This is a genomic window from Streptomyces sp. NPDC016845, assembly GCF_044332585.1.
Taxonomy (GTDB): domain Bacteria; phylum Actinomycetota; class Actinomycetes; order Streptomycetales; family Streptomycetaceae; genus Streptomyces.
This window is the reverse complement of the sequence record NZ_JBIRPI010000009.1, coordinates 241,285-267,223: the sequence shown is the minus strand read 5'-3', so window position 1 is coordinate 267,223 and position 25,939 is coordinate 241,285. Positions and strand designations below refer to the sequence as shown.

At 72.2% G+C, this 25,939-nt stretch carries 25 protein-coding genes and 1 riboswitch; of the genes, 7 read left to right on the top strand and 18 right to left on the bottom strand.

The features are described from left to right. Positions 1-182: 182 nt before the first annotated feature. The 4 genes from fxsA to ACH4RC_RS23650 form a co-directional block, all read right to left on the bottom strand. Positions 183-785, bottom strand: a complete 603-nt coding sequence (gene fxsA / locus ACH4RC_RS23665; RefSeq protein ID WP_398204176.1) for an FxsA family membrane protein — start codon at positions 783-785, stop codon at positions 183-185. Between the two features lie 76 nt (positions 786-861). Then, positions 862-1,665 carry a polyprenol monophosphomannose synthase gene (locus ACH4RC_RS23660; protein ID WP_398204173.1) on the bottom strand — a complete coding sequence of 268 codons (804 nt, stop codon included), beginning with the start codon at positions 1,663-1,665 and terminating at the stop codon, positions 862-864. Positions 1,666-2,147: 482 nt separating this feature from the next. Further along, complete coding sequence (locus ACH4RC_RS23655; RefSeq protein ID WP_398204171.1) at positions 2,148-3,761, bottom strand: amidohydrolase; 1,614 nt, start codon at positions 3,759-3,761, stop codon at positions 2,148-2,150. Between the two features lie 165 nt (positions 3,762-3,926). Further along, positions 3,927-4,367, bottom strand: a complete 441-nt coding sequence (locus ACH4RC_RS23650) for an Lrp/AsnC family transcriptional regulator (RefSeq protein WP_018534770.1) — start codon at positions 4,365-4,367, stop codon at positions 3,927-3,929. A gap of 234 nt (positions 4,368-4,601) precedes the next feature. On the opposite strand from ACH4RC_RS23650, the gene ACH4RC_RS23645 reads away from it, so the two are divergent. Beyond that, the gene (locus tag ACH4RC_RS23645; protein WP_398204168.1) at positions 4,602-5,078 is read left to right on the top strand and encodes a hypothetical protein; all 477 of its coding nucleotides are present in this window, start codon (positions 4,602-4,604) and stop codon (positions 5,076-5,078) included. 25 nt (positions 5,079-5,103) lie between these two features. On the opposite strand, the gene ACH4RC_RS23640 is transcribed toward ACH4RC_RS23645, so the two are convergent. Together ACH4RC_RS23640 and ACH4RC_RS23635 are read right to left on the bottom strand one after the other, a co-directional pair. Then, positions 5,104-6,207: a phosphotransferase family protein gene (locus ACH4RC_RS23640; RefSeq protein ID WP_398204166.1), complete on the bottom strand. Its 1,104-nt coding sequence runs from the start codon at positions 6,205-6,207 to the stop codon at positions 5,104-5,106. 96 nt (positions 6,208-6,303) lie between these two features. Further along, positions 6,304-7,440: a hypothetical protein gene (locus tag ACH4RC_RS23635; protein ID WP_398204164.1), complete on the bottom strand. Its 1,137-nt coding sequence runs from the start codon at positions 7,438-7,440 to the stop codon at positions 6,304-6,306. 191 nt (positions 7,441-7,631) lie between these two features. Between ACH4RC_RS23635 and ACH4RC_RS23630 the strand changes: the two genes are divergently transcribed. Both ACH4RC_RS23630 and ACH4RC_RS23625 read left to right on the top strand, forming a co-directional pair. Beyond that, positions 7,632-7,898, top strand: coding sequence for a hypothetical protein (locus ACH4RC_RS23630; protein WP_398204161.1), 267 nt, complete (start codon positions 7,632-7,634; stop codon positions 7,896-7,898). Between the two features lie 174 nt (positions 7,899-8,072). Continuing rightward, on the top strand, positions 8,073-9,314 hold the full coding sequence (locus ACH4RC_RS23625; RefSeq protein ID WP_398204159.1) for a glycoside hydrolase family 18 protein: 1,242 nt from the start codon (positions 8,073-8,075) through the stop codon (positions 9,312-9,314). A 79-nt stretch (positions 9,315-9,393) separates the two neighbouring features. Here ACH4RC_RS23625 and ACH4RC_RS23620 read toward each other — a convergent pair whose 3' ends face one another. Then, positions 9,394-9,561: an SCO1431 family membrane protein gene (locus tag ACH4RC_RS23620; protein ID WP_398204158.1), complete on the bottom strand. Its 168-nt coding sequence runs from the start codon at positions 9,559-9,561 to the stop codon at positions 9,394-9,396. A 141-nt stretch (positions 9,562-9,702) separates the two neighbouring features. After that, positions 9,703-11,106 (bottom strand): peptidase C39 family protein, encoded by a 1,404-nt coding sequence (locus ACH4RC_RS23615; protein ID WP_398204155.1) that lies wholly within the window; start codon positions 11,104-11,106, stop codon positions 9,703-9,705. A gap of 248 nt (positions 11,107-11,354) precedes the next feature. Here ACH4RC_RS23615 and ACH4RC_RS23610 point away from each other — a divergent pair, with 248 nt between their 5' ends. Together ACH4RC_RS23610 and ACH4RC_RS23605 are read left to right on the top strand one after the other, a co-directional pair. Further along, on the top strand, positions 11,355-11,996 hold the full coding sequence (locus tag ACH4RC_RS23610) for a uridine kinase (protein ID WP_398204152.1): 642 nt from the start codon (positions 11,355-11,357) through the stop codon (positions 11,994-11,996). Between the two features lie 416 nt (positions 11,997-12,412). Then, a complete protein-coding gene (locus ACH4RC_RS23605) occupies positions 12,413-14,287 on the top strand; it encodes an AAA family ATPase (RefSeq protein ID WP_398204150.1) in 1,875 nt (624 codons plus the stop codon). A 25-nt stretch (positions 14,288-14,312) separates the two neighbouring features. Here ACH4RC_RS23605 and ACH4RC_RS23600 read toward each other — a convergent pair whose 3' ends face one another. The 9 genes from ACH4RC_RS23600 to ACH4RC_RS23560 form a co-directional block, all read right to left on the bottom strand. Beyond that, positions 14,313-15,416, bottom strand: coding sequence for a hemolysin family protein (locus tag ACH4RC_RS23600; protein ID WP_398204148.1), 1,104 nt, complete (start codon positions 15,414-15,416; stop codon positions 14,313-14,315). Beyond that, on the bottom strand, positions 15,413-16,750 hold the full coding sequence (locus ACH4RC_RS23595; protein ID WP_398204145.1) for a hemolysin family protein: 1,338 nt from the start codon (positions 16,748-16,750) through the stop codon (positions 15,413-15,415). The genes ACH4RC_RS23600 and ACH4RC_RS23595 overlap by 4 nt, the downstream gene beginning before the upstream one ends. Positions 16,751-17,131: 381 nt before the next feature. Further along, a complete protein-coding gene (locus tag ACH4RC_RS23590; RefSeq protein WP_398204143.1) occupies positions 17,132-17,572 on the bottom strand; it encodes a PH domain-containing protein in 441 nt (146 codons plus the stop codon). Between the two features lie 11 nt (positions 17,573-17,583). Continuing rightward, a complete protein-coding gene (gene hisG / locus ACH4RC_RS23585) occupies positions 17,584-18,432 on the bottom strand; it encodes an ATP phosphoribosyltransferase (RefSeq protein ID WP_398204140.1) in 849 nt (282 codons plus the stop codon). A 52-nt stretch (positions 18,433-18,484) separates the two neighbouring features. Then, on the bottom strand, positions 18,485-18,757 hold the full coding sequence (locus ACH4RC_RS23580) for a phosphoribosyl-ATP diphosphatase (RefSeq protein ID WP_324775649.1): 273 nt from the start codon (positions 18,755-18,757) through the stop codon (positions 18,485-18,487). Between the two features lie 34 nt (positions 18,758-18,791). Further along, positions 18,792-19,277 (bottom strand): 6,7-dimethyl-8-ribityllumazine synthase, encoded by a 486-nt coding sequence (ribH, locus tag ACH4RC_RS23575; RefSeq protein ID WP_398204137.1) that lies wholly within the window; start codon positions 19,275-19,277, stop codon positions 18,792-18,794. A 43-nt stretch (positions 19,278-19,320) separates the two neighbouring features. Beyond that, positions 19,321-20,622 carry a bifunctional 3,4-dihydroxy-2-butanone-4-phosphate synthase/GTP cyclohydrolase II gene (locus ACH4RC_RS23570; RefSeq protein WP_398204135.1) on the bottom strand — a complete coding sequence of 434 codons (1,302 nt, stop codon included), beginning with the start codon at positions 20,620-20,622 and terminating at the stop codon, positions 19,321-19,323. After that, positions 20,619-21,269: a nicotinamide riboside transporter PnuC gene (locus ACH4RC_RS23565; RefSeq protein ID WP_398204133.1), complete on the bottom strand. Its 651-nt coding sequence runs from the start codon at positions 21,267-21,269 to the stop codon at positions 20,619-20,621. The genes ACH4RC_RS23570 and ACH4RC_RS23565 overlap by 4 nt, the downstream gene beginning before the upstream one ends. After that, a complete protein-coding gene (locus ACH4RC_RS23560; protein ID WP_398204132.1) occupies positions 21,266-21,904 on the bottom strand; it encodes a riboflavin synthase in 639 nt (212 codons plus the stop codon). Before ACH4RC_RS23560 ends, ACH4RC_RS23565 begins: the two co-directional genes overlap by 4 nt. Positions 21,905-22,078: 174 nt before the next feature. After that, a riboswitch (FMN riboswitch) is annotated at positions 22,079-22,209 on the bottom strand. 336 nt (positions 22,210-22,545) lie between these two features. Here ACH4RC_RS23560 and ACH4RC_RS23555 point away from each other — a divergent pair. Then, positions 22,546-23,277 (top strand): SDR family oxidoreductase, encoded by a 732-nt coding sequence (locus ACH4RC_RS23555; RefSeq protein WP_398204129.1) that lies wholly within the window; start codon positions 22,546-22,548, stop codon positions 23,275-23,277. 111 nt (positions 23,278-23,388) lie between these two features. Here the strand turns inward: ACH4RC_RS23555 and ACH4RC_RS23550 are convergent, their stop codons facing one another. Beyond that, positions 23,389-24,558: an ROK family transcriptional regulator gene (locus ACH4RC_RS23550; protein ID WP_398204127.1), complete on the bottom strand. Its 1,170-nt coding sequence runs from the start codon at positions 24,556-24,558 to the stop codon at positions 23,389-23,391. A 120-nt stretch (positions 24,559-24,678) separates the two neighbouring features. Here ACH4RC_RS23550 and ACH4RC_RS23545 point away from each other — a divergent pair, with 120 nt between their 5' ends. Then, the gene (locus ACH4RC_RS23545; protein WP_398204125.1) at positions 24,679-25,881 is read left to right on the top strand and encodes an MFS transporter; all 1,203 of its coding nucleotides are present in this window, start codon (positions 24,679-24,681) and stop codon (positions 25,879-25,881) included. Positions 25,882-25,939 lie beyond the last annotated feature (58 nt).

Here is a 25,939-nt window from a genome sequence, read left to right as displayed (position 1 = left end):
TTTTTTTATTTTGGGGTTCAACGGGTGTTACAGCCCGATGTCGGGGTTTCGGTTGGGTCCACGTAAACTTTTTTGGGGGCGGGGGCCGCACACACTCGGTGTGTGTCCGGCCCCGGCCGTTTTCCGTCCTGCCCGAAGTCGGCCCTGCCCAGGATCCGCCCTGCTCGGGGCCTGCCCTGCTGCTACGACGGCATGATCGGCGGGCGCTGCTGCGATCCGTCCGGGCCGTTCGACGGCTTCTCGTCGTCATCCCGGACGACCTCGCCCTGGATCACCGTGCCCGTGCCGCCGGCCGGGCCGCCGCCGCGGCTCTGCCCGTAACCGGCGCCGAACGCGCCCCTGGTGGCTTCGCTCATCTTCCGCTCGATGGTCCGCTCCGTGTAGCGGCTCAGCGCCGTACGGACCGGCGGCACGAGCAGCAGCAGGCCGAGGGCGTCCGAGATCAGCCCGGGGATCATCAAGAACAGACCGGCGAGCATCAGCAGCCCGTTACCCTGCGAACGCTGCTCGCCCGCCTCCACGGCGTCCGGCCGCTGCCGGCGCTGGAGCGTCTCGCTCAGGTTCTGGAAGGCGCGGCGCCCGGCCGCCTTGATCACGGCGGCACCGAGGACGAAGCCGCCCACCAGGAGCAGGAAGAGCGTGAAGCCGCCGACGGCGCCCGCCACCACCGTCAGCAGCCAGATCTCCAGGACCACCCACGCGGCGACGGCGAGCGGCAGGAACCTGCGGACCCGGGAGCGCCGGACGCCGGTGGACTGGTTGCTGGGGGGTGTGCCTGTGGTCATGCCTCCAGTGTGCCTGGGGACCCGTCCGAGTGACGTAAGCGGCGTTCAAGCGGAGGGCGGGAGGGCGGGAGGCCGCTCAGACCCGCTCCGAGGGCCCTGAGGGATCGGAGGATCCGTCGGAGGGGCGGCCGAGCATTTTGCCCATCCGCGCGCCCACGCCCCACGTGGTGACCCGCCACAGGGCCTCCACGACGATGTCCTTGCTCATCTTGGAGTCACCCAGTTCGCGCTCGACGAACGTGATGGGGACCTCGACCACGTGGTAGCCGGCCTTCACGGCGCGGCGCGCGAGATCGACCTGGAAGCAGTAACCCTGCGAGGCCACGTCGCCGAGGCCGAGCCCTTCGAGGGTCTCGCGGCGGAAGGCCCGGAAACCGCCGGTGACGTCGCGGATCGGGACGTCGAGCAGGAGCCGGGAGTAGGTGGAGCCGCCGCGGGAGAGGAACTCGCGGGACTTGGGCCAGTTGACGACTCGTCCGCCCGGCACCCAGCGCGAACCGAGCACCAGGTCCGCGCCCTTGAGCGCGGTGAGCAGCCGGGGCAGCTCCTCGGGCTGGTGGGAGCCGTCGGCGTCCATCTCGATGAGGACGCCGTACCCCTGCTCCATGCCCCAGGCGAAACCGGCGAGGTACGCGGCGCCGAGGCCCTCCTTGCCGGTGCGGTGCAGGACGTGGACCTGGTCGTCGTCCGCGGCCAGCTCGTCGGCGAGCTTGCCGGTGCCGTCGGGGCTGTTGTCGTCGGCGACCAGTACGTGGGCGTCGGGCACCGCGGCCCGGACCCGCCCGACGATGGCCGTGATGTTCTCCGCCTCGTCATAGGTCGGAATGATCACCAAAGCCGTACCGAGAGGGCCGAACTCGCGCCCACCGCCGTCGCTCACAAATTCCCCTTAGAACTACACGCAGCACTTCAGTGCGTTGCCTGAGGGCAGTGCCTCAGTGCACAAGGGGACCTACCTTAGAGCAGGTGGCTTCGCCACATGACCTGGTACTCCGCAGGCCGGGCCGACACTGCGGATCGGGGCCGGGCGTCCTTCGGGCCGACCTGGGGCCCGCTGGCTGCGGGTCGACCGAGAGCCGTTGTCTACTGAACGCCCGGGCCCCACCCGGGTCGCACCTCGCCGACCGGCCGGAACGTTCCAGCGCCCCGTGGCGCGGGCGCCGGACTGCGTTCTATCACCGCTCAGTCTGCGCGGTCGGGCGAAAGGTGGTGGACCCGGCCGAACCTACCCGCCCCCTGCCGCGGTCTGTCAACAGCCGTCCCACCTGCACCTCTTTGTGAAGACGGCTGGTCAGGGCCGAGGATGCGCAGGTCTGCGGGGACCGGGGGCGCCCGGAACCGGCCGCGCGCCGCCCCGGTTTCTCACTCGTCCAGCCCTACGAAGACGGGCTGACCGGAGACCACCGTCCGCAGGCAGACGGGCAGTTGGGCGCCCGGCGAGAGATCCGGCAGCCCCGGGGTGCCGGAGCGCGGGTCGGTGGACCAGCGGGCCACCCGGTCGTCCGGGGCCTGCACGATCAGTTCGTCGGTGCGCCAGACGGCGTAGTCGGCGGGGGCCCCGGGAACGAGGATCCCGGCGTCGTCGCGCCCGACGGCGCGCCATCCCCCGCGCGTGTGGGCGGTGAACGCGGCACGTACGGAGACGCGGTGCTCGGGCGTGCGGTGGAAGGCGGCGGCGCGGACGGTGCCCCACGGGTCGAGCGGGGTGACCGGGCTGTCGGAGCCGAACGCGAGCGGGACCCCGGCGCGAAGAAGAGCCGCGAACGGGTTGAGGGTGCGGGCGCGTCCGGCGCCGAGGCGGTCGGCGTACATGCCGTCCTCACCGCCCCACAGCGCGTCGAAGGCGGGCTGCACGGACGCGGTGAGGCCGAACTCGGCGAAGGCGGCGACGGATTCGGGGGTCAGCATCTCGGCGTGCTCGACGCGGTGCCGGGCGGCGCGCACGCGCGCGAGGCCGACTCTTTCGGCGGCGGCGCGCATGCCGTCGACGACCGCGGTGACGGCGGCGTCGCCGATCGCGTGGAACCCGGCCTGGAGGCCCGCCTCGGTGCAGGCGACGACGTGCGCGGCGACGTCGGCGGCGCTCAGGTAACCGGTGCCGGTGTGCTCGGCGTCGGCATAGGGCGCGTGCAGGCAGGCCGTGTGCGAGCCGAGGGCGCCGTCCACGAAGAGGTCGCCGGCCGCGCCGAGGGCACCGAGGGCGCGGGCACGCTCGATGTCGCGGTCGGCCCAGTACCCGGCGACGCGCGGGCCCGGCTCGGAGCGGGCGAGGTCGAGCAGCCCGGTGAAGTCGTCCTCGGAGGAGATGTCGGGTCCCGCGCACTCGTGGATCGAGCCGATACCGAGGGACGCGGCGTGGCGCAGGGCCGCGCGCTGTGCCTCGGTGCGCTGCTGCGGCCCCACGGCGCCGAGGGCGGCGGCGCGCACGGCGTGGTGGGCGTCGCGCGTCAGGGGCTCGTCGGGCGTGTATCCGGCCCGGTCCCGGACGCCGGGGACCAGGTCGAGCAGCGCGGTGCTCACGGCCGCGGAGTGCACGTCGATACGGGAGAGGTAGAGGGGGCGGCCGCCGGTGGCCTCGTCGAGCTCGGCGCGCGAGGGCGGGCGGGTGTCGGGCCAGCGGGCCGCGTCCCAGCCGTGGCCGAGCAGCACCCGGTCGGTGGGGCGGGCCTCGGCGTGTTCCCGTACGAGGGTGAGGGCCTCCTCGCGGGTGCGGGCGGCCGTGAGATCGAGCCCGGTGAGGGCGAGGCCGGTCGAGGTGGTGTGGACGTGGGCGTCGGTGAACGCCGGGGTGACCAGGGCGCCGTCGAGGTCGATCACCTCGTCCACGCCGTCCGCGAACGCGTCCGCCGCGCCTTCCGAACCGACCCAGGCGACGTGTCCTGCCTCCACCACCATCGCGGTGGCGAAGGGGTCGGCGGGGCTGTGGACCTCGCCGCGCCGGAGGAGAACGGTACGGGTGCTGGGGGGCGTGCTCATGGGGGACAGTCTCCCGCGCGGGCCGCTACGCGCGCGTGCCGGGGTCCCTTTTGTCGGCAGAAGGGCTCTTGCCCCGCCTGCGTATCAGCTCCGCGGAGACCCCGCTTCGCATCAGCTCCACGGAGACCCTGCCTCGTATCAGCTCCGCGGAGACCCTGCCTCGTATCAGATGCGCGGGGGCCGCGCCTCGTACGGTGTCGAGAGGACGACCGTCGTGCGCGTGGAGACGCCGGCGAGGGAGCGGACGCGCGCCAGCAGGTTCTCCAGTTCGTGCGGGGTCTCCACGCGGACCTTGAGGATGTAGTTCTCGTCCCCGGCCACGCTGTGGCACGCCTCGATCTCGGGGACGCCCGCGAGCCGCTCGGCGATGTCGTCGGGGGCGCTCGGGTCGAACGGCTTCACCGAGATGAACGCGGTGAGCGGCAGGCCGACCGCCTCGGGGTCGACGACCGCGGCGTATCCGCGGATCACGCCGCGCTGCTCCAGGCGGCGCACCCGCTGGTGCACGGCCGACGTGGACAGGCCCGTGGCCTTGCCCAGGTCGGTGTAGCTCATCCGCCCGTCCTTGACGAGCAGCTGCACGATCTGTCGGTCGAGCTCCTCCATGCGCCAGAACCTACAGGCCCGTGATCGCCCCGGGTACCTCGGAGCCGTGCGATCGGCCCTGTGCGGCCCCTTCGCCTACCGCGCCCCGGGCACACGCAAGCGGCATGTGACGAAGACCACACACTTCCGACCGTGTCCTCACATGGGAAGCGATTACCGCGCGGGCGGGGAGGGAAGTGCTTGCTGTGGTCGTGGCCGCGGTTCCTGGTCGGCCCACCCGAGGGGGAGATTCCCATGCAGAACGTGAAGCGTCCCGGACGCCCCGCAACCCGTCAGCGCAAGCGCACGGTCGCCGAGCCCCAGCCGGAGGGCGTCGAACGCGACGTCTTCGACGAGGAGGCCATCGGCCTGGACGCCGGCACCGACGCCGACGCCGACTCTTACGACACGTTCGAGATGTACCGGGTGCTGTGCCCGGACTGCGCGCAGCCCATCGCGCTCCTCGCCGACGAGGACGTCCTGCCGGAGCACGCGCTGTGCGCCTCGCCCTGGAACCCGTTCGGACTCACCGTCTGCGCGGGCACGGGACGGTCGGCCGCCGACGCACGGCCCGCCGACGAGCTGGTCGGTGCGCAGGAGCAGGACACCGCCCTGCTCCTGACGCTGCCTCAGGGCCTTGACTGGCGCATGCAGCCGTTCTCGCACGTGGGCGGGCCCGGCTCGCGGCCGCTGAGCGTGCCGGTCCAGCCGCACCGCCGGGCCGCGGCCTGAGCCGCGCCCCGTCCCGTCCCTTACTTCATCCGAGGTTCGTCCAGTACCTGCCCTGCACCATGGCCCGCAGGCTGCCGTGGTGCAGGATCAGCGTGTCCGGGTCGTCGGGCACGGCGGTCTCGCCGAAGTGGACCTGGCGGTGGGCGACGCGGAGCATCACGATCGCGTGCCGCAGCGCCGCGTAGAGCGTGTGGAAGTCCATGTCGCGCGGGGTGTGGCCGGTGAGTTCGGCGTAGCGCGCCTCGACGTGGTCGCGGCGCAGGAAGCCGGGCAGTCCGCGCTGGCCGGAGCTCTCGGTCAGGTCCTGGAAGAAACGGTGCAGATAGATCGTCCAGCCGAGGTCGACCTCGCGCGGGGCGAGCGCCGCCATCTCCCAGTCGAGGACGGCGGCCGGGGCGAACCCGTCGTAGACGATGTTGCCGATGCGGGCGTCGCCCCAGTTGAGGACCGGCTCGCCCTCGTCGCGCGGCCACAGCTCCTCCAGGCGCTCGAAGGCGGTCTCGATGAGGGGTGAGCGCGCGAGGCCGTCGACGACCCAGGCGTAGTAGGCGCGTTGGCCTTCGACGTGCCTGCGCAGCGGGGTGCCGTCGCCCGGCAGGGCGAGGAAGTCCGCCTCGGCCGCGGGCACTCCGTCGTGCAGCCGGGCGAGCAGGCGGAGGCTGGCGTCCTCCAGACGGGCGCGCTCGTCATCCGTGGCCGCGTGCAGCCAGTTTCCCTCGTACGTGTAGGGCATCACGTCGGGCGGGACGCGCCCGGCGACCCGTTCCATCACGAAGAACGGCGCGCCGAGCGCCGTCGGGTCCTCCTCCAGCCACAGCACACGCGGCACCGGCAGCCGGGCACGGGCCGCGGCCAGCCGCATCGTGCGGTACTGGCGTGGCATGTCGTACACCGGGAAGACCGTGTACGCCGACGGGTCCGCGGCGAGCCGCAGCGCGCACGCCCTGACCGGGGGCCGGGGATGTTCGATGTCGAACAGCAGGGTCTCGCTGGACATGCCGTTGGAGGCGGGGACGGTGACGTTCACCGCCTTCGCGCCGGGCAGGCTGCGGCCCAGCCAGGCGGTGAGGCGGCGGGCGATCTCCTCGGGTTCACGTGTGGAGGTACGGGGGCGCGGTGCGCCGGCCATGACCGGACTCCCTCCGATGACGACGGAACAGGCGACGGAACGGGCGACGGAATGGGCGACGGAACCCGCGACGGAACGGGGCTCAGGGGATGAGGCTCAGGGACGCTCGGGTGCCACCGAGTCGAACCCGGCGAAGCCGCTCGGGTCGTGGCGGCCGAAGCTGCCGTGCTCGAAGATGCCGTGGCCGACGCGGCCGTCGAGGGTGAAGCGGGCGGCGTGGTCGGTCACCCCGAAGGCGGCGCGGGGGTGGGCCGCGGGGTCGGAGAGGTCGTAGGCGCGGCGGTCACTCCAGCCGCGGCCCTGCCAGGTGCCGTGCTGCCAGTCGTCGGCGGGCGGGTAGCCCGCGCCCAGCGCCAGGGGCGAGGAGGTGAGGACCTCGACGCCGAGTTCGAGGGGCTTGTGGCCGGCCGGGTCGGTGAGGTGGATGACCGCGCTCCGCGGGCGGCGGGTGCCGGGGCGGTAGCCGATGTCGACGCGCGGCCAGCCGAGTTGGCGGTCACGGTGGCCCTCGCGGACCAGGGTGGCGTCGTTCAGCGTGCGGTACCCGTCGGCGTCCTCCTGCACCACCACCATCAGGAACCGGTCCTCGAAGCGGACCGGCGCCCACACCCAGTGGAACCCCTCGGCGGGGTGCTCGGCGGCGAGCCGGCCGCCCTCCTCGCCGGGCACGGGCCGCACGCCCCAGCTGCGGTCGCGGGTTCCGGTCCAACCGCGTAACTCGATCTCGCGTCCGCCGATCCGCAGCCGCCCGTCGCACCGTCCGGCCTGCACGAACCGTTTGCCCTCCAGGGTGAGGCGGGCGCCGCGGCGCTGGGTGTGGTGCGGTTCCCAGAGCGCGGGGAAGTCGGCGTGCCAGCCGATCTCGTACGCGAGCGCGTCCGGGTCCCCGGGGTCGGCGGCGCACGTCAGGAGGAAGTCCTTCAGCGGCCGCTCCACGAGGATCCGCAGCGGGCCGACCTCCATCCGCGTCCGGGTCTCGTCGCTCAGCGCGTCCGAGGCGCGGACGGCGTGCAAGGTGTCGCCGTGGCGCAAGGTGGCGTACGCGTCGGTCACTCCGAGGTTCGGGTACACGCCGAGCCCCAGGATGAGCAGGAACTCGCCCTCGGGGTCGAAGAGATGGAAGATGCAGCGGTCGTAGGCGTTCCGGTCGCTGGTGGCGACGTGCTTCATCGAGAGCGGTACTTGATGGACCGGGTACTCGTCGAACGCGACGGGTCGGTCGTCCTGGGCCATGCGTCCTCCTCCGGAGGTCAGACGGTCAGACACCGGAACCTGCGAGCTGACGGTACGTCAGCTGACGAGAAGCGGGATAGGTGTACGGCGACACTGCGCACCCCGGCGGCTCGCGACTCCGGTGATTCCGCGAACGGACGCCCGATTGCCGATGCGGGTGACCCGCGGCGGGCGCCGCGCGTTGGTCCGGCATGACCCCGACGCAGACCCCCGCCACGGCGCCCACCGGGCGGCGCAGGCGCGGCCTCTCACCCGTTCCCGCACCCCACTTCGCAGAATCGGTTCATCAGGCGCACCTGGCCCACCAGGCGCCCCAGGACCCGCCTCTCTACCGCGCCCTCCTCGCCACCTGGGCCGAGTACGGGAAGACGCTGCCGGGGCGGCACGACCCCGAGTGGGCGCGGCTCGTGGCGCCCACGGTGCGGACGGGGCAGTTCAGCGGCTCCCGGGGTTACTGAGCAGACTGCGCCCAAGTGTGGGCGTGGGGTCGCCAGTTGAAGATGCGACGGAAATTGGTCCGGACCATTGACCGCACTGGTCTAGTCCTCCTACTGTCAGTTCCGTTCGCCGACTCAGCGCGTTCATGTCACCCCCCACAGCCCCCATGTCCCCCTCCCCCACGAGGAGACACCATGCGCAGATCACCTCTCCCCCGCACCCCCCTCAAGGCGCTCGCCGCCGCCGCCTGTTCCGCCGTTCTCGGCGCGGGCCTGCTCGCCTCCGCGGGCAGCGCGGCCGCCCAGGCGGACGCGGGCGCACAGACCAGGGCCGCCGGCTCGAAGGTCGTCGGATACTTCACCGAGTGGGGCGTCTACGACCGGAACTACCACGTCAAGAACGTCGAGACGTCCGGGTCCGCCGACAAGCTGACGCACATCAACTACTCGTTCGGCAACGTCCAGGGCGGCAAGTGCACCATGGGCGACGCCTACGCGGCGACCGACAAGGCGTACACCGCCGACCAGTCCGTCGACGGCGTCGCCGACACCTGGGACCAGCCGCTGCGCGGCAACTTCAACCAGTTGCTCAAGCTGAAGAAGAAGCACCCGGACCTCAAGATCCTGTGGTCCTTCGGCGGCTGGACCTGGTCCGGCGGGTTCACGGAGGCCGCGAAGAACCCGGCCGCGTTCGCCCAGTCCTGCTACGACCTGGTCGAGAACTCCAAGTGGGCCGATGTCTTCGACGGCATCGACATCGACTGGGAGTACCCCAACGCCTGCGGCCTGACCTGCGACACCAGCGGGCGGGACGCGTACAGGAACCTGATGGCGGCGCTGCGCGCGAAGTTCGGCAGTGACTACCTGCTGACCTCCGCCATACCCGCCGACGCCTCCGACGGCGGCAAGCTGGACGCCACCGACTACGCGGGCGCCGCCCAGTACGTCGACTGGTACAACCCGATGACGTACGACTACTTCGGCGCGTGGGACGCCCAGGGGCCGACCGCCCCGCACTCCCCGCTCAAGGCGTACGACGGCATCCCGAAGGACGGGTACAACACCGACGCCACCATCGCCAAGCTGAAGGCCGCGGGCGTGCCCGCCTCGAAGCTGCTGCTCGGCATCGGGTTCTACGGGCGCGGCTGGACCGGCGTCACCCAGGACGCGCCGGGCGCCACGGCGACCGGCCCGGCCGCGGGCAAGTACGAGCCCGGCATCGACGACTACAAGGAGCTGAAGACCAAGTGCCCCGCCACGGGCACGGTCGGCGGCACCGCGTACGCGCACTGCGGCAGCGACTGGTGGAGCTACGACACCCCGCAGACCATCGCGGGGAAGATGGACTACAAGAACCAGCAGGGTCTCGGCGGCACGTTCCTGTGGGAGCTGTCCGGCGACACGGCGAGCGGTGAGCTGATCAAGGCCGTCAGCTAGCCATCACGCGAGAGCGGTACGCATGAGGGGCGGGGCCCGGCCTTCCGGGCCCCGCCCCTCACGGCTGTCGTCGCAGCGGTCACATCAGGCCGGCCTGTGTGACGAACATCGCGAGCACGACCACCAAGGTCCACCCCATGAGGTGCTCGAGGATCTTCGGGCCGTCCTCCTGCGGGCCACCGGTGCGCGTGCGCGCGGCGGCGGGGGCCTGACTGGCTGCGGAGGCGGCTACGGAGCTTGCGGTCATGGGGGTCTCACTCACTGGGTTCGTGGGCGGTGCACTTACCACCTTGCCACCGGAATGTCGCTTCGCGGCCGAGACCTTGGTCACGCGCGGACCACGGGGACCCGCGCCGACACGTCGGTCATGCCCGCCTCCGGGACCGGATCAGCGCACCCCCACCGCCGCCAGCGCCTTGCGCTGCTTCGGGGTCGGGTGGGCCGGGAAGTACAGGTAGCAGACGCCGCCGGTGCCGGAGGCCACCTTGCCGGAGGCGTTGTAGCGCTTCGTGCGCAGCCAGATCGTCTCCCACTCGGCCCGCTTGTAGACGCGCCGCACCTCCGGGTCGCTCGGCGACGCCGGGTCGTTGGCGATCACGTCACCCTCGGCGGTGAACCCGATGACCGTCATGAGGTGCCCGGAGGTGCCGTAGCCCGCGCCCGTCAGCTCCTCCTTGAGGAACGACTGGGACGTTATGGCCGGGATACCGGCCGCGATCAGCGTCTCCAGGTCCGTCAGGGAGGAGAGGCGCGTGACGACGCCCTGGAGGTCCTTGTACGTCGCCGCGTACGCCGCGTTGAAGGGCCAGTTGCCGCAGCCCTCGTACTGGTAGTCGAACGTGTGACGGGCCGCGTGGCAGACCTGCGGGTCGGCGTAGGACGGGTCGACCCAGGCGAGCTGGGCGGCGGTCGGCTTGCGGCCCCAGTACTCGATGATCATCTGCGAGGAGGTGGGGCTGCACCAGGCCTCGCCGCCGTTGTCGTACTGCGGGTACTGGCCGGCGTGGATCTCCTGCGAGTAGCGCGGGACGTCCAGCTCCTTGGCGAGCCCGGGGGTGGAGGCCGGGACGGTGAAGCGGTCCGGCACGTCCGAGCCCATCGCGCCGAGCCGCCACACGGTCGGGGCATCCTTGGCGCCGGGGGCGCGCAGCAGGGTCAGGCGCAGGCTGTAGGAGACGAGCCGCAGGCCCGAGGCCGCGTCGTCGATGGAGAAGGTGTCCGTCCAGATGCTCGATCTGCCGTCGCTCTGGTCGTCGACGGAGGTGCGGCGGATGTCGACGATCTCGTCGTCCCCGGCGGTCCAGCGGCCCATCACGTACCAGGGCGTCTTCGTCTTGTCGGAGTACGTGCCCCGCAGCTCGACCTGGATCCAGGTGCCGGGCGGCGTGTGCGCGTTCCAGGAGGCGATGACCTCGGTGGCGGGGACGCTCAGGCGGTGGACCGGCGAGGTCCACGTGGCGTACTCCCAGTCGGAGGTCCTGTTCAGGTGCGGGTCGGTGTAGGTGAGCGTGCCGGCCGCCTTGGCGAGGGTCACGCCGGGGCGGGCGCCCGAGACGGCGCGCGTCCCCTTGGCGGTGCCCGAGCGCCAGTCGGTGTACGTCGTCCAGGTGTGGTTGTCCACGTTGTCCACGTTGTCCACCGGGCGTGCGGGGGCCTTCTTTCGTGCGGCGGACGGGCCCGCCGCTGCCTGCGCGGTGGTGCCCGCGGCCGTCGCGGCGGCGAGGACGACGCCCGCGGCCGCGGCGAGCACGGTTCTGCGGGCCGGACGGGAGTCCTGATCGGGTCGGGTCATCGGGTGGTCCCCCAGTCGACGGGTCGGACGGGTCGGGCGGGTCGGGCGGGCGGTGCGGGCGCACCGGGTGCGGGCCCGGTGCGGCTCGCCGCGGTTCAGGTGAAACAGTGCGCCAACTATGGCCGCGGTGACGCGATTTCCACCAGCGTTTCGGGGCCTGTCGCCGGACCAATATTGGTCTCCACCACTGGAATGACCTGCGGCGGCGCATGTGAAACCCGGCCTGGTCGCCGCGTAACCTGGCGGCTGTGGACCACCAGCCCGTGCCCCTCGCCCCGTACGCCGACCGCCTCCGCCGGCTGCCGCCCTCGTGCGGCCCCGTGCGTCTCGTCGGCATCGACGGGCACGCGGGCTCGGGGAAGTCGACCTTCGCGGCGCGGCTCGCCGAGGCGCTCGGCGGGGCGCCGGTGCTGCGTCTGGACGACATCGCGAGCCACGACGCCCTCTTCGCCTGGACGGACCGGCTGTGCGAACAGGTACTCGCTCCCCTCTCCCGGGGCGACGCGGCGCACTACGAGACCTACGACTGGCACGCCCGCCGCTTCGACGCCGTGCGCGTCCTGGCGCCCGCCGAGGTGATCCTCGTGGAGGGCGTGGGCGCGGGCCGGCGCGCTCTGCGGCCCTCGCTGGCGCGCCTGGTGTGGATGGATCTGCCGCGGGAGGCCGCGTGGGCGCGCGGGCGGGCCAGGGACGGCGCGGCGCAGGACGCCTTCTGGGACGGCTGGATACCGGCGGAGCGCGAGCATTTCACTCGGGACCCGTCCCGCCCCTTCGCGGAGGAATTGGTACGGGAGTGCCACCCGGGGTACGAGGTGCGCGTGGGGCCTGGCGGGGCGCTGCGCAACCACCCTGCCGTCACACAGGGTGAGGAACCGCCAGCGGTGCGCTGACGCCCCCGATACGGCCTTCCGCCACTTTCCCCGAGTGCCTCAACTCTGCTTGACCGGGGGGCCGTACAGGACTTACGTTTCCAATGAGCGGCCTTCCGGGGCCGCCGGCAGACGCGAAGCCCCCGGTTGTTCCCCCGTGATCGGGGGCTTCGTTCTGCCCGCAATGTCCCCGTCGATCCGCGCCGGGCCGCTCACCGCTTACCCTGGGTCACCAATCCCCACCGTGCTCACCTGCGCGAAATCCCGCGCCCGCGGGCCTCCCCGCGCCGATCCGACGCCGCCGCGCCCTACGGCCGACCGGGCCCCCGCAGGTACGATGCCCTCGGTGCGGTCTACGGACGGCTCGCTGTCCGCATCGTGACAACTCCCGTCCATGACAGAGCGGTTCATCGGGGGCACGGCTTGTGGGGGACGTGATGGACTTCGGCACCGGCGCGCCGACGGGCCCGGCCGACCTCGCCTGGCTGCGGGGCGTCGACGCGTACACGATGGGCGCGTATCCGCAGGCGGAGGAGGAGTTCCGGGCCGCCGTGCGGCTCGATCCGGGGATGGCCGACGGCTGGCTCGGACTGCACGCGCTGCGGATCGACACGACGACGGCGCTGCTGCGGATGTTCCGCCACCGCGACCGGTTCGGGGAACAGCGCACGAGACACCGCCGCACGCTCAACTCCTGGTACTGGCTGGGCTGGTGGGTGCAGCCGGTCCTAGAACGCCCGCGCGACCTACTGCTCGCGCACGCCTCGCACTGGCTCGACGGACGCCACGTCCCGGAGCTGGACCGGGCCCTGTCGACCCTGCCGGCGGCCGACGCGGACCCGCAGGTGCGCTTCCTGCACGCCTGCCGGGCCTACCTGGTCAAGGACTGGGACCAGCTGGTCCGGCAGACGGACTCGCTGATCGACGACCCGATGCTCGGCATCGAGGCCGGTCTCTTCGGCGGCATGGCCCGGGTCCGCCTGGAGATGTACGGGCAGGCGGAGCCGCTGCTCTCCTCGGCCCTGATGCGCTGCCGCAGCGAGCAGCCGCAGCGCAAGGAGCTGCGGTACTGGCTGGCGCGGGCGCACGAGGGCACGGGCCGCTCGGCGGCCGCGATGCCGCTGTACCGGGCCGTGCACCGGGTCGACCCGGCGTTCATGGACACCTCGGCGCGGCTCGCGGCGATCGCCGAGGGAGACGGCTACGGGGACTTCGGGGACGGGCCCGACCTGGCGCCGCTCCCCCTGACCGGCTACCAGGACAGCGCGGACGGCGCGGAGTCGGTCGAGCCGCTGTACGCGGGCGACGGGCGGGACCTCAAGGTCACCGAGCCCGGTCTGCCGACCCCGAGCACGGTCGGCGCGGACGACCCCGACATGGTGCGGGAGAAGGCCGTCGTCCCGGTCTCGGCGCCGCTGCCCGCCGGGCCCGCCGATCCGGTGCTCCTGGAGGAGGCGCTCTCCGAGCTGGAGCTGATGGTCGGCCTCGAACCGGTGAAGCGCCAGGTCAAAGCGCTCTCCGCGCAGTTGAACATGGCACGGTTGCGCGCGGGACAGGGCCTGCCGGTCCAGCCGCCGAAGCGCCATTTCGTCTTCTCGGGCCCGTCCGGCACGGGCAAGACGACGGTGGCCCGCATCCTCGGCCGGGTCTTCTACGCGCTCGGCCTGCTCGGCGGCGACCACCTCGTGGAGGCGCAGCGCTCGGATCTGGTCGGCGAATATCTCGGCCAGACCGCCGTGAAGGCCAACGAGCTGATCGACTCCGCGCTCGGCGGCGTCCTCTTCGTCGACGAGGCGTACGCGCTGTCCAACTCCGGCTACGGCAAGGGCGACGCGTACGGCGACGAGGCCCTGCAAGTGCTGCTCAAGCGGGCCGAGGACAACCGGGACCACCTCGTGGTGATCCTCGCCGGATACCCGGAGGGCATGGACCGGCTGCTGGCCGCCAACCCCGGTCTGTCGTCGCGCTTCACGTCGCGGGTCGACTTCCCCTCGTACCGGCCGCTGGAGCTCACCTCGATCGGCGAGGTCCTGGCCGCCGAGAATGGGGACGCGTGGGACGAGGAGGCCCTGGAGGAGCTGCGCTCCGTCGCCGGGCACGTGGTGGAGCAGGGCTGGATCGACGAGCTGGGCAACGGACGGTTCCTGCGGACCCTGTACGAGAAGTCCTGCGCCTACCGCGATCTGCGGCTCACCGGCTGTCTGACGGAACCGTCCCGCGACGACCTGGCCACGCTGCGGCTGCCCGATCTCATGCAGGCGTACGGAGAGGTGCTCTCCGGAAGGGGGCCGCAGGACCCCATGGGGTTGTAGGGCCTGCGACCGTCCCGCCCGGCGGCTACGTCAGCGCCTCCTGCTTCGTCCGGGCCACCGGGACCTCCGGCTCCTGCGGCTCCCCGGGCTGCTCCGGCTCGTCCCGGTGCGCCGGGTCGCGGACCTCGCCGACCAGGAGTTCCAGGACGTCCTCCAGGGCGACGAGGCCGAGGACCCGCCCCGAGGCGTCGGCGACCTGCGCCAGGTGCGTGGCGGCGCGGCGCATCACCGTGAGGGCGTCGTCCAGGGGCAGTTCAGCGCGCAGGGTCGTCATCGGGCGCCAGATCTGCTGCGGGACCGCGCGGTCCGTGCCGGGGCCCTCGATCAGGTCGAGGACGTCCTTGATGTGCAGGTAGCCCATGAAGGCGCCGCCGTCCGCGCAGAGCGGGAAGCGGGAGAACCCGGTCCGCGCCGTCAGGGCGATGATCTCGGCGGGGGTGACCGAGGGGCCGACCGTGACCAGGTCCGCGCGGGTCAGGAGGACGTCGGTGACCGGGCGGCTGCCCAGTTCCAGGGCGTCCTCCAGGCGCTCCTGCTCCTCCGGGTCGAGCAGCCCGGCCTGGCCCGAGTCCTCCACCAGGCGGTTGAGCTGCTCGCTGGTGAAGACCGCCTCGACCTCGTCCTTCGGCTCGACCCTGAACAGCTTGAGGATCAGCCGGGCGCAGGCGCCGAGCGCGATCGTGACCGGCTTGCAGAGCCGGGCGAAGGCGACGAGACCCGGGCTGAACCACAGCGCGGTCTTCTCCGGCGCCGCCATCGCCAGGTTCTTCGGCACCATCTCGCCGATGACCAGGTGGAGGAAGACGACCGCCGCGAGGGCGATGGCGTAGCCCAGCGGATGGACCATGCCATGCGGGATGTGGACCGCCTCGAAGACGGGCTCCAGGAGGTGCGCCACCGTCGGCTCCGCCACCGCGCCGAGCGTCAGCGAGCAGATGGTGATGCCGAACTGGGCCGCCGCCATCATCTGCGGCAGGTGTTCGAGCCCGTACAGGACCTGGCGGGCCCGTTTGCCGGGCAGTGGCTCGATCTGGCTGCGGCGGACCGAGACCAGGGCGAACTCGGCGCCGACGAAGAAGCCGTTGGCGAGGACCAGCAGGATCGCGAAGAAGAGTTGCAGGGCGCTCATCGGGCCGCCTCCAGCAGAGCCGCCGGGGCGTCCGCGCACTTCACGATGCGGACGCGCTCGGCGCGGTAGTGGTCGACCTGTCGCACGGAGAGCCGCCAGCCGGGCAGCTCCGCCCTGTCGCCGGGGGCCGGGATGCGGCCCAGGAGGTCGGCGACGAGCCCGGCCACCGTCTCGTACGGGCCCTCGGGGGCGTCGAGGCCGATGCGGCGCAGGATGTCGACGCGGCAGCTGCCGTCGGCGTCCCAGGCGGGTCTGCCGTCCTCGGCCGGGGCCGCCGCCAGTTCGGGCAGGTCGAGCCGGTCGTGCTCGTCGCGGACCTCGCCGACGAGTTCCTCCACGATGTCCTCCAGGGTGACGACCCCGGCCGTGCCGCCGTACTCGTCGACGACCACGGCGATGGGCTGCTCGCTGCGCAGACGCGCGAGGAGCGGCTGCACGGGCAGGGTCTCCGGGACCAGGAGCGGAGCCTGGGCGATGCGCACGACGGGCGTGCGCAGGCGCTCGTGCGCGGTCATCGCCAGGGCGTCCTTGAGGTGGACCATGCCGATGACCTCGTCGATCCGCTCCCGGTAGACGGGGAAGCGGGACAGGCCCGTGGCGCGGGTCAGGTTGATCACGTCCTCGGCGGTCGCGGAGGCCTGGAGCGCGCTGACCTTCACGCGGGGCGTCATGACGTGCTGCGCGGTCAGCTCGCCGAGCGAGAGCGTGCGCACGAACAGGTCGGCGGTGTCCTGCTCCAGGGTGCCCGCCTGCGCGGAGTGCCGGGCCAGCGAGACCAGCTCACCCGGGGTGCGGGCGGAGGCCAGTTCGTCGGCCGGTTCGACGCCGAGGGCGCGGACGAGACGGTTGGCGACCGTGTTGAGCAGGGCGATCACCGGGCGGAAGAGGCGGGCGAAGGCGTGCTGGGGGCCTGCCACGAAGCGGGCCACCTGGAGCGGCCTGGAGACCGCCCAGTTCTTCGGGACCAGCTCGCCGATCACCATCTGCGCGGCGGAGGCGAGCAGCATGCCGACGACGACCGAGACGCCGCGCGCGGCGCCCTCGGGGAGGCCGACGGCCTCGCAGGGGCCGCGCAGCAGCTCGGCGAGGGCCGGTTCGGCGAGCATGCCGACGACCAGGGAGGTGATGGTGATGCCGAGCTGGGTGCCGGAGAGCTGGAAGGACAGCTCCTTGAGCGCCTCGACGACGGTGCGGGCGCGCTTGTCGCCGGCGTCCGCCGCCTCCTTGGCGTCCTGGCGCTCGACGGTGACGAGCCCGAACTCGGCCGCCACGAAGAACCCGTTGGCGAGGATCAGGAGGAAGGCTGCCGCGAGGAGCAGCAACGGGATGGTCATGCCGCCGCCTCCGGGGACCTGCGCGCGAGGGGCGCGCTATGTCGGGAGGGGGCGGCGCAGATACTGCCGGACGATCCGTCCATCGCTGGAGGGAGTCACTCCTTGGTTAGCAGGAGCCCCCGCTCACCCGTCCGGGCGCGTCAGGGGCGGGGCGGCACATGGCGCACGCCCCGCCCAACAGATTAATCAAGTCCGAGGCAAAGGTGTCAGGGGCCGGGGCCCCGGTTCAGCCCCGAACTCCGCCGGGCCCCCTGACCCCGCCCACGCCGAACCCACCCACGGCTGGGGGCTCGGGGGTCGCCCCCCGACAGACACAGCATCAAGTCCGAGGCAAAGGTGTCAGGGGCCGGGGCCCCGGTTCGGCTCTGAAGTGCGGGCGGCTCAGTCCTGGAGGCCGGTCCTGGCCTCCGCCAGGGCGCGGAGCGTCTTCGCGTCGCGGATCGCGCTCTGCTTGGCGAGGGCGGGCTGGATGCCCATGGCGGCCAGGCTGGTGCCGTCGGTGAGGTTGAGGAAGACCCAGGGGTCGCCGGGGCGCAGGTTGACCTGCACGATCTCCGCCCAGGCGAGGCGGCGGCCACGGGCGATGTTGACGACCGTGACGCCGTCCTCGTCGGCGACGACCTTGGGCCGCGCGAGCAGCCCGAGCACCCCCCAGAAGAGGGCCGCGGTGAAGACGAAGCTGAGCTTCTCCGCCGGGCTCATCGTGTCGAGGATCAGCGCGATCACGCTGATCACGACGAAGCAGACGGCGCCGAGCGCGTGCAGGATGACGCGGGTGTGGCCGGGCCGGAAGGTGACCGGAAGGGCTACGGGGTCGGACATGGTGTGCGTCCTCAGAGGCGGCAGGCGTGGATGGCCGTGGTGAGGATGGCCCGTGCGCCGAGGGCGTACAGGTCGTCCATGATGCGCTGCGCGTCCTTGGCGGGGACCATGGCGCGCACGGCGACCCAGCCCTCGTTGTGCAGCGGGGAGACGGTCGGCGACTCCAGGCCCGGGGTGAGGGCGACGGCCTTCTCCAGGTGCTCGGCGCGGCAGTCGTAGTCCATCATCACGTACGTACGGGCGACGAGGACGCCCTGGAGGCGGCGCAGGAACTGCTGGACCTTCGGGTCCTCGGCGCTGTCGCCCTTGCGGCGGATGACGCACGCCTCGGACTTCATGATCGGCTCGCCGAAGACCTCCAGGCCCGCGTTGCGCAGCGAGGTGCCGGTCTCGACGACGTCGGCGATGGCGTCGGCGACGCCGAGCTCGATGGCGGTCTCCACCGCGCCGTCGAGGTGGACCACGGAGGCGTCCACGCCGTGCTCGGCGAGGTACTTGCCGACGATGCCCTCGTACGACGTCGCGATCGTCTTGCCCGCGAGGTCGGCGAGGTCCTTGACGGCGCCGGGCCGGGAGGCGAAGCGGAAGGTGGAGCGGGCGAAGCCGAGCGGCAGGATCGTCTCGGCGTTGGCCCCGGAGTCGATCAGGAGGTCCTGGCCGGTGAGCCCGATGTCGAGCTTGCCGGAGGCCACGTAGATCGCGATGTCCTTGGGGCGGAGGTAGAAGAACTCGACCTCGTTGTCCGGGTCGACCGTGACGAGTTCCTTGGACTCCTTGCGCTGGCGGTATCCGGCCTCATGGAGCATCGCCGACGCAGGTCCGGACAGTGAACCCTTGTTGGGGACGGCGATGCGCAGCATGAGGGCGGATTCCTTCGCGTAAGGGGTGGGTTGAACGAGCTGGGGTGCCGGCTCAGAGATGGGCGTACACGTCGTCGAGGGAGATGCCGCGGGCGACCATCATCACCTGGACGTGGTAGAGCAGCTGCGAGATCTCCTCGGCGGCGGCTTCCTTGCCCTCGTGCTCGGCGGCCATCCAGACCTCGGCGGCCTCCTCGACGACCTTCTTGCCGATGGCATGGACACCCTTGCCGACCAGCTCTGCGGTGCGGGAAGTGGCGGGGTCGCCGGTGGCGGCCTTCTGCTGGAGCTCGGTGAAGAGCTCCTCGAACGTCTTATTGGACATGGTGGCCCCTACTTTACGCGGCTCTCCCCCGCCCCTAACGCCAGGGTTCGGAGACGGTACGCAGCGTGGTGGCGGTGGCCACGGCCGCGGTGACCGCTTCGTGCCCCTTGTCCTCGCGGGAGCCCTCGATGCCGGCGCGGTCCAGGGCCTGCTCCTCGGTGTCGCAGGTGAGGACGCCGAAGCCGATGGGGACGCCGGTGTCGACGGAGACCTGGGTGAGGCCCTGGGCGACGCCCTGGCAGACGTACTCGAAGTGCGGGGTGCCGCCGCGGATGACGACGCCGAGCGCGACGATCGCGTCGTAGCCGCGGCCCGCGAGGACCTTGGCGACGACCGGCAGCTCGAAGCTGCCGGGGACGCGCAGGACGGTGGGCTCGCTGATGCCCAGCTCGGTGAGGGCGCGCAGGGCGCCGTCGACGAGCCCGTCCATGACCTTCTCGTGCCACTGGGCGGCGATGACGGCCACGCGCAGGTCGCCGCAGTTCTTCACGCTCAGTTCGGGGGCACCCTTGCCGCTCACGCGCTTCTCCTCGTACGTAGATGGGTTCAGGGAACAGGTGGAGTTACTGGTTGGTGCAGGCGGACGGCTTGGGCGTGTCCAGCCAGGGGAGGTCGTGCCCCATCCGGTCCCGCTTGGTGCGCAGGTAGCGGAGGTTGTGCTCGCCCGCGGTGATCGGCATGGGCTCGCGGGCGGTGACGACGAGGCCGTGCCGGGTGAGGGCGTCGGTCTTGTCGGGGTTGTTGGTCATCAGGCGCAGGGTGCGCACGCCGAGGTCGTCGAGGATCTGGGCGCCCGCCGCGTAGTCGCGGGCGTCGGCGGGCAGGCCGAGCTCCAGGTTGGCGTCGAGGGTGTCGCGGCCCTGCTCCTGGAGCTCGTAGGCGCGCAGCTTGGAGAGCAGGCCGATGCCGCGGCCCTCGTGGCCGCGCAGGTAGACGACGACGCCGCGGCCGTTCTCGACGATGCGGCGCATCGATTCCTCCAGCTGGGGGCCGCAGTCGCAGCGCAGGGAGTGGAAGACGTCGCCGGTGAGGCACTCGGAGTGGATGCGGACCAGGACGGGCTCGGTGTCGTCGGAAGCGTCGCCCAGGTCGCCGTGGACGAGGGCGACGTGCTCGACGCCGTCGACCGTGGAGCGGTAGCCGTACGCGGTGAACTCGCCGAAGGCGGTGGGCAGATGGACGGTCGCCTCGCGCTTGACGGTGGGCTCCGCGGAGCGGCGGTAGGCGATCAGGTCCTCGATGGAGATGATCGTCAGGCCGTGCTTGCGCGCGAACGGGATCAGCTCGGGCAGGCGCAGCATGACGCCGTCCTCGCCCGCGATCTCCACGATGGCGCCGGCCGGGCGCAGGCCCGCGAGGCGGGCGAGGTCGACGGCGGCCTCGGTGTGGCCGTTCCTGGCCAGGACGCCGCCGGTGCGGGCGCGCAGCGGGAAGATGTGGCCGGGGCGGACGAAGTCGCCCGGCTCGGCCGTGCCGCTCGCCAGGAGCCGGAGCGTGGTGGCGCGGTCGGCGGCGGAGATGCCGGTGGTGACGCCGTGCGCGCCGGAGGCGTCGACGGAGACGGTGAACGCGGTCTTCATCGACTCGGTGTTGTCGCCGACCATCTGCGGCAGGGCGAGCCGGTCGAGTTCGGCGCCCTCCATGGGGGCGCAGATCAGGCCGCGGCACTCGCTCATCATGAAGGCGACGATCTCGGGCGTGATCTTCTCGGCGGCGACGACGAGGTCGCCCTCGTTCTCCCGGTCCTCGTCGTCGACGACCACGACGGGGCGCCCTGCGGCGATGTCGCGGATGGCCTGTTCGACCGGGTCGAGGCTGAGGTCGGTGTCGGCGGTGATCTCGTACAGGCGGGCTGCGGTGCTCATGCGTGGGCTCCTTCGAGCGCGGGGGCCTTGGCCGCGGCGGCGCGGGACCGCAGCCACCAGTCGCGCATGCCCCACAGGACGAGCGCGCCGTAGATGACGTAGACGAAGCCGGAGAAGGCGAAGCCGTTGGCGAAGTTCAGCGGGACGCCGACGAGGTCGACGAGGAGCCAGGCGAACCAGAACTCGACCATGCCGCGCGCCTGGGCGTACATGGCGACGACGGTCCCGACGAAGATGTACGCGTCCGGCCACGGGTCCCACGACAGCGTCGGGAACGCGGTGAACAGGCCGCCGACGGCGAGCGTGCCGATCGCGGCGGCGCCGACGAGGGCGCCCCGCTCGCGCCAGGTGGCGAACCGTACGGCGATGGAGCCGTCCTGCGCCTGGTCCTTGCCGCGGTTCCACTGCCACCAGCCGAAGAGGGCGACGACGATGACGACGAGCTGCTTGCCCGCGCTGCCGGAGAGGTGCGCGGTGGCGAACGCGGTGAGCAGGATCGCGCCGGAGACGAGCTGGGCGGGCCAGGTCCATATGGAGCGGCGCCAGCCGAGCGCGAGGGCGATCAGGCCGATGGTGTTGCCGATCATGTCCGACCAGAGGATGTGCTGGTCGAAGATGGTGAACGCTTCGGTGTTGAGCCAGTTCACTTGGTGCCCCCCTGAGCGCTGTCCCGGCCGTTGTGCTGATCGCTGCCCTGGTAACCGAGCATCCGCTCGACGTATTTCGCGAGGACGTCGACCTCGAGGTTGACCGGGTCGCCGGGCTGTTTGATGCCGAGCGTGGTCAGGTCGAGGGTGGTGGGGATGAGGCTGAGGGTGAAGTAGTCGGCGCCCGCCTCGACGACGGTCAGGCTCACGCCGTCGACGGTGATGGAGCCCTTCTCGACGACGTACCGGGCCAGCTCGGCCGGGAGCGAGATCTTGACGATCTCCCAGTGCGCGGAGGGGAGGCGCTCGATGATCGTGCCGGTGCCGTCGACGTGGCCCTGCACGATGTGCCCGCCGAAGCGGCCGTCCGCGACCATCGGGCGTTCGAGGTTGACGCGGGAGCCGGTGGCCAGCGCGCCGAGGCTGGAGCGCTTGAGGGTCTCGGCCATGACGTCGGCGGTGAAGGCGTCGCCGTCGTGCTCGACGACGGTGAGGCAGACCCCGTTGACCGCGATGGAGTCACCGTGTTTGGCGTTCTCGGTGACGACGGGGCCGCGGACGCGGAAGCGACAGGCGTCGTCGAGCATCTCGACGGCGGTGATCTCGCCCAGCTCTTCGACGATTCCGGTGAACACTTCCCGGGTCCTCCCTCATGGGGCATGGACTCCGGGGCACTGTCGTACGACGGCGACAGAACGTACGGACTGCGACACCGGCCATTCGGGAACGACGCCGAACGACGGGGCCGCCACCTGAGGTGGGACGGCACCCGGAACAGACGGCGACGCGCACCCTGGGGTGCCCGCCCGCCGCGCACTGCCTCCCATCCGGACTTTAACCGTCGGTCCAGGAATTTCACCTGGTCAACCGGTCACTGGACGTGACCGGGTCGCGGACTGTAACCGCCGGTTCGGACTTTCACCGACCCCGGAGTGCGCTGCTTCTGGTACACGGCCAGTGTGCCACGTCCGATCCATGTGCATGCAAGCGAATGCTGTGGGCTGGCTCACAAGGCCGCCGGCCGCGGTGGGTCCTTCTGACAGGGTGAGGAGGTGACGACCAGCTCAGCCACAGGACCGGGGCGGGCTCGTGGCGGCCGCGCACACGGTCCTCAACCCGGACAAACTGGAGTTCGTGCGCCGTCAGCCGGCCTCGTCCGGAGAAATCTGAGCGAAAAACCTCCGGTGCTGTCACATTCACGCGGGTCCGCCGGTTCCTGGTTTCGGACGGGCGCTCCACGAGGGAGCGCTCCGGGTACGAAGGAGCTGATGCGGCCGTGACCACGATTCTGGTGACCGGGGGTACCGGAACGCTGGGCCGACTCGTCACCGAGCGGCTGCGCGAGGGCGGGCACGAGGTACGGGTGCTGAGCAGGAAGGCCGAGCCGTACGCGGTGGACCTGCGGGAGGGCGGGCCCGCGCTCGACCGGGCCGTCGAGGGCGTGGAGGCGGTCGTGCACTGCGCGTCGACGCCGCGCGGCGGTGACGAGAGGGCGGCGCGGAACCTGATCGGGGCCGCGCGGCGGGCGGGGGTCCCGCACCTCGTCTACATCTCCATCGTCGGCGTGGACCGGGTGCCGCTCGGCTATTACAAGGCGAAGCACGCGGTGGAGCGCCTGGTCGAGGGATCCGGGCTCGGCTGGACGGTCCTGCGCGCGACGCAGTTCCACGAGCTGGTCCAGCAGATGCTGAGCACCTTCGCCAGGTCTCCGGTGATGGTGCTCCCGGCGGGCGTCGCCGACCAGCCCATCGAGGTGGCGGAGGTCGCCGACCGGCTCGCCGGGCTGGCCGTGCGGCCCCCGGCGGGGCGGGTCCCCGACATGGGGGGACCCGAGGTCCGTACGTTCCCGGACCTGGCCCGCGCGTACCTGCGCGCGACGGGCAGGCGCCGGGCGGTGGTCAGCGTCCCGCTGGCGGGGAAGACGTACCGGGCGTTCCGGTCGGGCGGGCATCTGGCGCCGGAGCAGGCGGTGGGGAAGGGGACGTTCGAGGAGTATCTGCGGCGCTGACAGGGGGTCGTGCGAGGGCTGCCCGAGACGGTGACAAGGAGTCGTGCGAGAGCTGCCCGAGACGGTGACAAGGAGTCGTGCGAGAGCTGCCCGAGACGGTGACCGGCCGGGTCAGGCCGTCGGCCCGAAGACGTCCTCCTGCGCCGACTCCCGCGCCATCAGGAGCGCCCCGCGCAGCACGGCGCCCCCGCCCAGAGTCCCTGGTCGCACCTCCGTAGCCAGCGGGGACATCGCGGTGAGGCGGGTGGCGACGCGGTGGGCCAGGGTCTCGCCGCCCGCCCGGCCCACCTCACCGGCCAGGACCAGGCAGCCGGGGTCGAGCACCGCGACCACGGCGGCGGCGCCGAGGACGACGCGGTCGGCGAGGGCGTCGAGGAAGGCGTCGGCGCCGGAGGCGACCGCGTCGCGGACCACCTCGGCGGCGCGCTCCACCGGCTCGCCCGGGGCCACGAGGCCGTGCGCGGCGGCCAGTTCGAGGATCGCGGCGGAACCGGCCAGGGAGTGGTAGCCGCCGCCGCAGTCGATGGCGGTGGGCAGTCCGGTCGTGCCGGGCACGGGCAGGAAGCCGACCTCTCCGGTGCCGCCGGAGGCGCCGCGGCGCAGCCTGCCGTCGAGGACGACCGCCGCGCCGATGCCGAGCCCGAGCCAGAGCAGCACGAAGGTGTCCTGCTCGCGGGCGGCGCCGTCGAGCTGTTCGGCGAGGGCCGCGAGGTTCGTCTCGTTCTCGACCAGGACCCGGGCGGGGAGCCGCTCCTGGAGCACCGCGACAAGGCGCCGGTGCCATTCGGGGAGGCCGGAGGAGTCGCGGAGTTCGCCCGATGCCGGGTCGATCAGGCCGGGGGCGCCGACGCCGACGGTGTGCAGCCGGTCGACGCCCGCTTCCTTCGCCGTGTGTTCCAGGAGGGCGACGGCCCGCTCGACGGCGGCGCCGGTCCGCTCCCCCGCCTCGACCGGCAGGGACGCCCGCGCCAGCACCGTGCCGAGGAGGTCGGCGACGACGAGCCGGACGCTCTCGGTGCGCACGTCGAGCGCCGCGAGGTGCGCGCGGTCCGCGACGATCCCGTACAGCCGGGCGTTCGGACCGCGCCGCTGGGCGCCCGCCTCCCCCACGACCGTGACGAGCCCGGACGCGGTGAGCCGCTCGACGAGATCGGCGACCGAGGGCCGGGAGAGCCCGGTGCGGTCCTTCAACTGCCCGGCGGTGAGCGGGCCTTCGTCCTGGAGGAAGCGCAGCGCGAGCCGGTCGTTGATGGCTCGGGCGGTCCTCGGTGTGGCGGGCATGGCGGGATCCTACGCCGAAAACAGGGGTAACTATCAGGCAGGGTTCCTGATAGTTTACGGCGGCCACCTCGAACGCGCGGACGGGACGCGTACGGGGATCTACGGGGAGGGGCCCGCCGGATGAGTGAAGTGACGTACGCGCTGCGGAACGTGAAACGGGCGCGCTACGCCGTCGCGACCGTGTTCTGCGTGCACGGCGCGGTGACCGGGTCCTTCGCGACCCGCGTGCCGTGGATCCAGGACCACGCGGGCGTCAGCGCGGGCCAGCTCGGCCTCGCGCTCGCCTTCCCCGCGATCGGCGCGTCCGTGGCGATGCCCCTCGCGGGCAGCGTGACGCACCGGTTCGGCGCACGGACGGCGCTGCGCGGCCTGCTCGCACTGTGGACGCTGGCCCTGGTCCTGCCCTCGCTCGCCCCGAACCTGCTCACGCTCTGCGCGGTCCTCTTCGTCTACGGCGCGTCGGCCGGCATGTCGGACGTGGCGATGAACGCGCTCGGCGTGGAGGTCGAGACCCGCCTCGACAAATCGATCATGTCGGGCCTGCACGGCATGTGGAGCGTGGGCGCGCTCATCGGCTCGGCGGGCGGCACCCTCGCCGCGCACATGGGCGCCGACGCCCGCCTGCACCACCTGCTCGCCGCCGCGGTGCTGACCGTGGCCGGTTTCGTCGCCTGCCGATGGGTGCTCGACCTGCGCCCCGCGGAGGACGAGGAGGCGCCGCCGCGGTTCGCGCTGCCGCCCAGGTCCGCGCTGCTCATCGGCGCGGTCGGGTTCTGCGCCGTCTTCGCCGAGGGCGCGAGCCTGGACTGGTCGGCGGTCTATCTGCGGGACGTCCTCGACACCTCGGCGGGGCTCGCCGCCGCCTGCACCACGGCGTTCACGCTCACCATGGCGGTGGCCCGGATCGCGGGCGACGCGATCGTGGACCGGTTCGGCGCGGTGCGCACCGTACGGGTGAGCGGCGTCATGGCCACGGCCGGCGGACTGCTCGTGGTGATCGCCCCGAACCCGCCCGTCGCGATGGCCGGGTTCGGTCTGCTCGGGCTCGGTATCGCGGTCGTCGTGCCGCTCGCCTTCGCGGCGGCCGGGCGCAGCGGGCCCAACCCGAGCCAGGCCATCGCGGGCGTGGCCACGATCACGTACACCTCGGGTCTGATCGCCCCCTCGGCCATCGGCACGGTCGCCGACATGACGAGCCTGGTGGTGTCGTTCGGCCTGGTCACGGCTTTGACGTGCGGGCTGATGGTGTTCGCCGGGGTGCTGCGCGGGGCGGACCGGACACCGGCGCCCGCCAAGGACCCGTCGGTGGCGCGCACGAACTGAGTTCCACCCGAGCGGCTCCTCGGCGCAGCGCAAGGCTCGTACGTACGTGCCCTTACCA

Coding starts and splice junctions, on each gene's coding strand:
- fxsA (WP_398204176.1), bottom strand. CDS start 785: ATGACCACAGGCACACCCCCCAGCAACCAGTCCACCGGCGTCCGGCGC.
- ACH4RC_RS23655 (WP_398204171.1), bottom strand. CDS start 3,761: ATGAGCACGCCCCCCAGCACCCGTACCGTTCTCCTCCGGCGCGGCGAG.
- ACH4RC_RS23650 (WP_018534770.1), bottom strand. CDS start 4,367: ATGGAGGAGCTCGACCGACAGATCGTGCAGCTGCTCGTCAAGGACGGG.
- ACH4RC_RS23645 (WP_398204168.1), top strand. CDS start 4,602: ATGCAGAACGTGAAGCGTCCCGGACGCCCCGCAACCCGTCAGCGCAAG.
- ACH4RC_RS23640 (WP_398204166.1), bottom strand. CDS start 6,207: ATGGCCGGCGCACCGCGCCCCCGTACCTCCACACGTGAACCCGAGGAG.
- ACH4RC_RS23635 (WP_398204164.1), bottom strand. CDS start 7,440: ATGGCCCAGGACGACCGACCCGTCGCGTTCGACGAGTACCCGGTCCAT.
- ACH4RC_RS23630 (WP_398204161.1), top strand. CDS start 7,632: ATGACCCCGACGCAGACCCCCGCCACGGCGCCCACCGGGCGGCGCAGG.
- ACH4RC_RS23625 (WP_398204159.1), top strand. CDS start 8,073: ATGCGCAGATCACCTCTCCCCCGCACCCCCCTCAAGGCGCTCGCCGCC.
- ACH4RC_RS23620 (WP_398204158.1), bottom strand. CDS start 9,561: ATGACCGCAAGCTCCGTAGCCGCCTCCGCAGCCAGTCAGGCCCCCGCC.
- ACH4RC_RS23615 (WP_398204155.1), bottom strand. CDS start 11,106: ATGACCCGACCCGATCAGGACTCCCGTCCGGCCCGCAGAACCGTGCTC.
- ACH4RC_RS23605 (WP_398204150.1), top strand. CDS start 12,413: ATGGACTTCGGCACCGGCGCGCCGACGGGCCCGGCCGACCTCGCCTGG.
- ACH4RC_RS23600 (WP_398204148.1), bottom strand. CDS start 15,416: ATGAGCGCCCTGCAACTCTTCTTCGCGATCCTGCTGGTCCTCGCCAAC.
- ACH4RC_RS23595 (WP_398204145.1), bottom strand. CDS start 16,750: ATGACCATCCCGTTGCTGCTCCTCGCGGCAGCCTTCCTCCTGATCCTC.
- ACH4RC_RS23590 (WP_398204143.1), bottom strand. CDS start 17,572: ATGTCCGACCCCGTAGCCCTTCCGGTCACCTTCCGGCCCGGCCACACC.
- hisG (WP_398204140.1), bottom strand. CDS start 18,432: ATGCTGCGCATCGCCGTCCCCAACAAGGGTTCACTGTCCGGACCTGCG.
- ACH4RC_RS23580 (WP_324775649.1), bottom strand. CDS start 18,757: ATGTCCAATAAGACGTTCGAGGAGCTCTTCACCGAGCTCCAGCAGAAG.
- ACH4RC_RS23570 (WP_398204135.1), bottom strand. CDS start 20,622: ATGAGCACCGCAGCCCGCCTGTACGAGATCACCGCCGACACCGACCTC.
- ACH4RC_RS23550 (WP_398204127.1), bottom strand. CDS start 24,558: ATGCCCGCCACACCGAGGACCGCCCGAGCCATCAACGACCGGCTCGCG.
- ACH4RC_RS23545 (WP_398204125.1), top strand. CDS start 24,679: ATGAGTGAAGTGACGTACGCGCTGCGGAACGTGAAACGGGCGCGCTAC.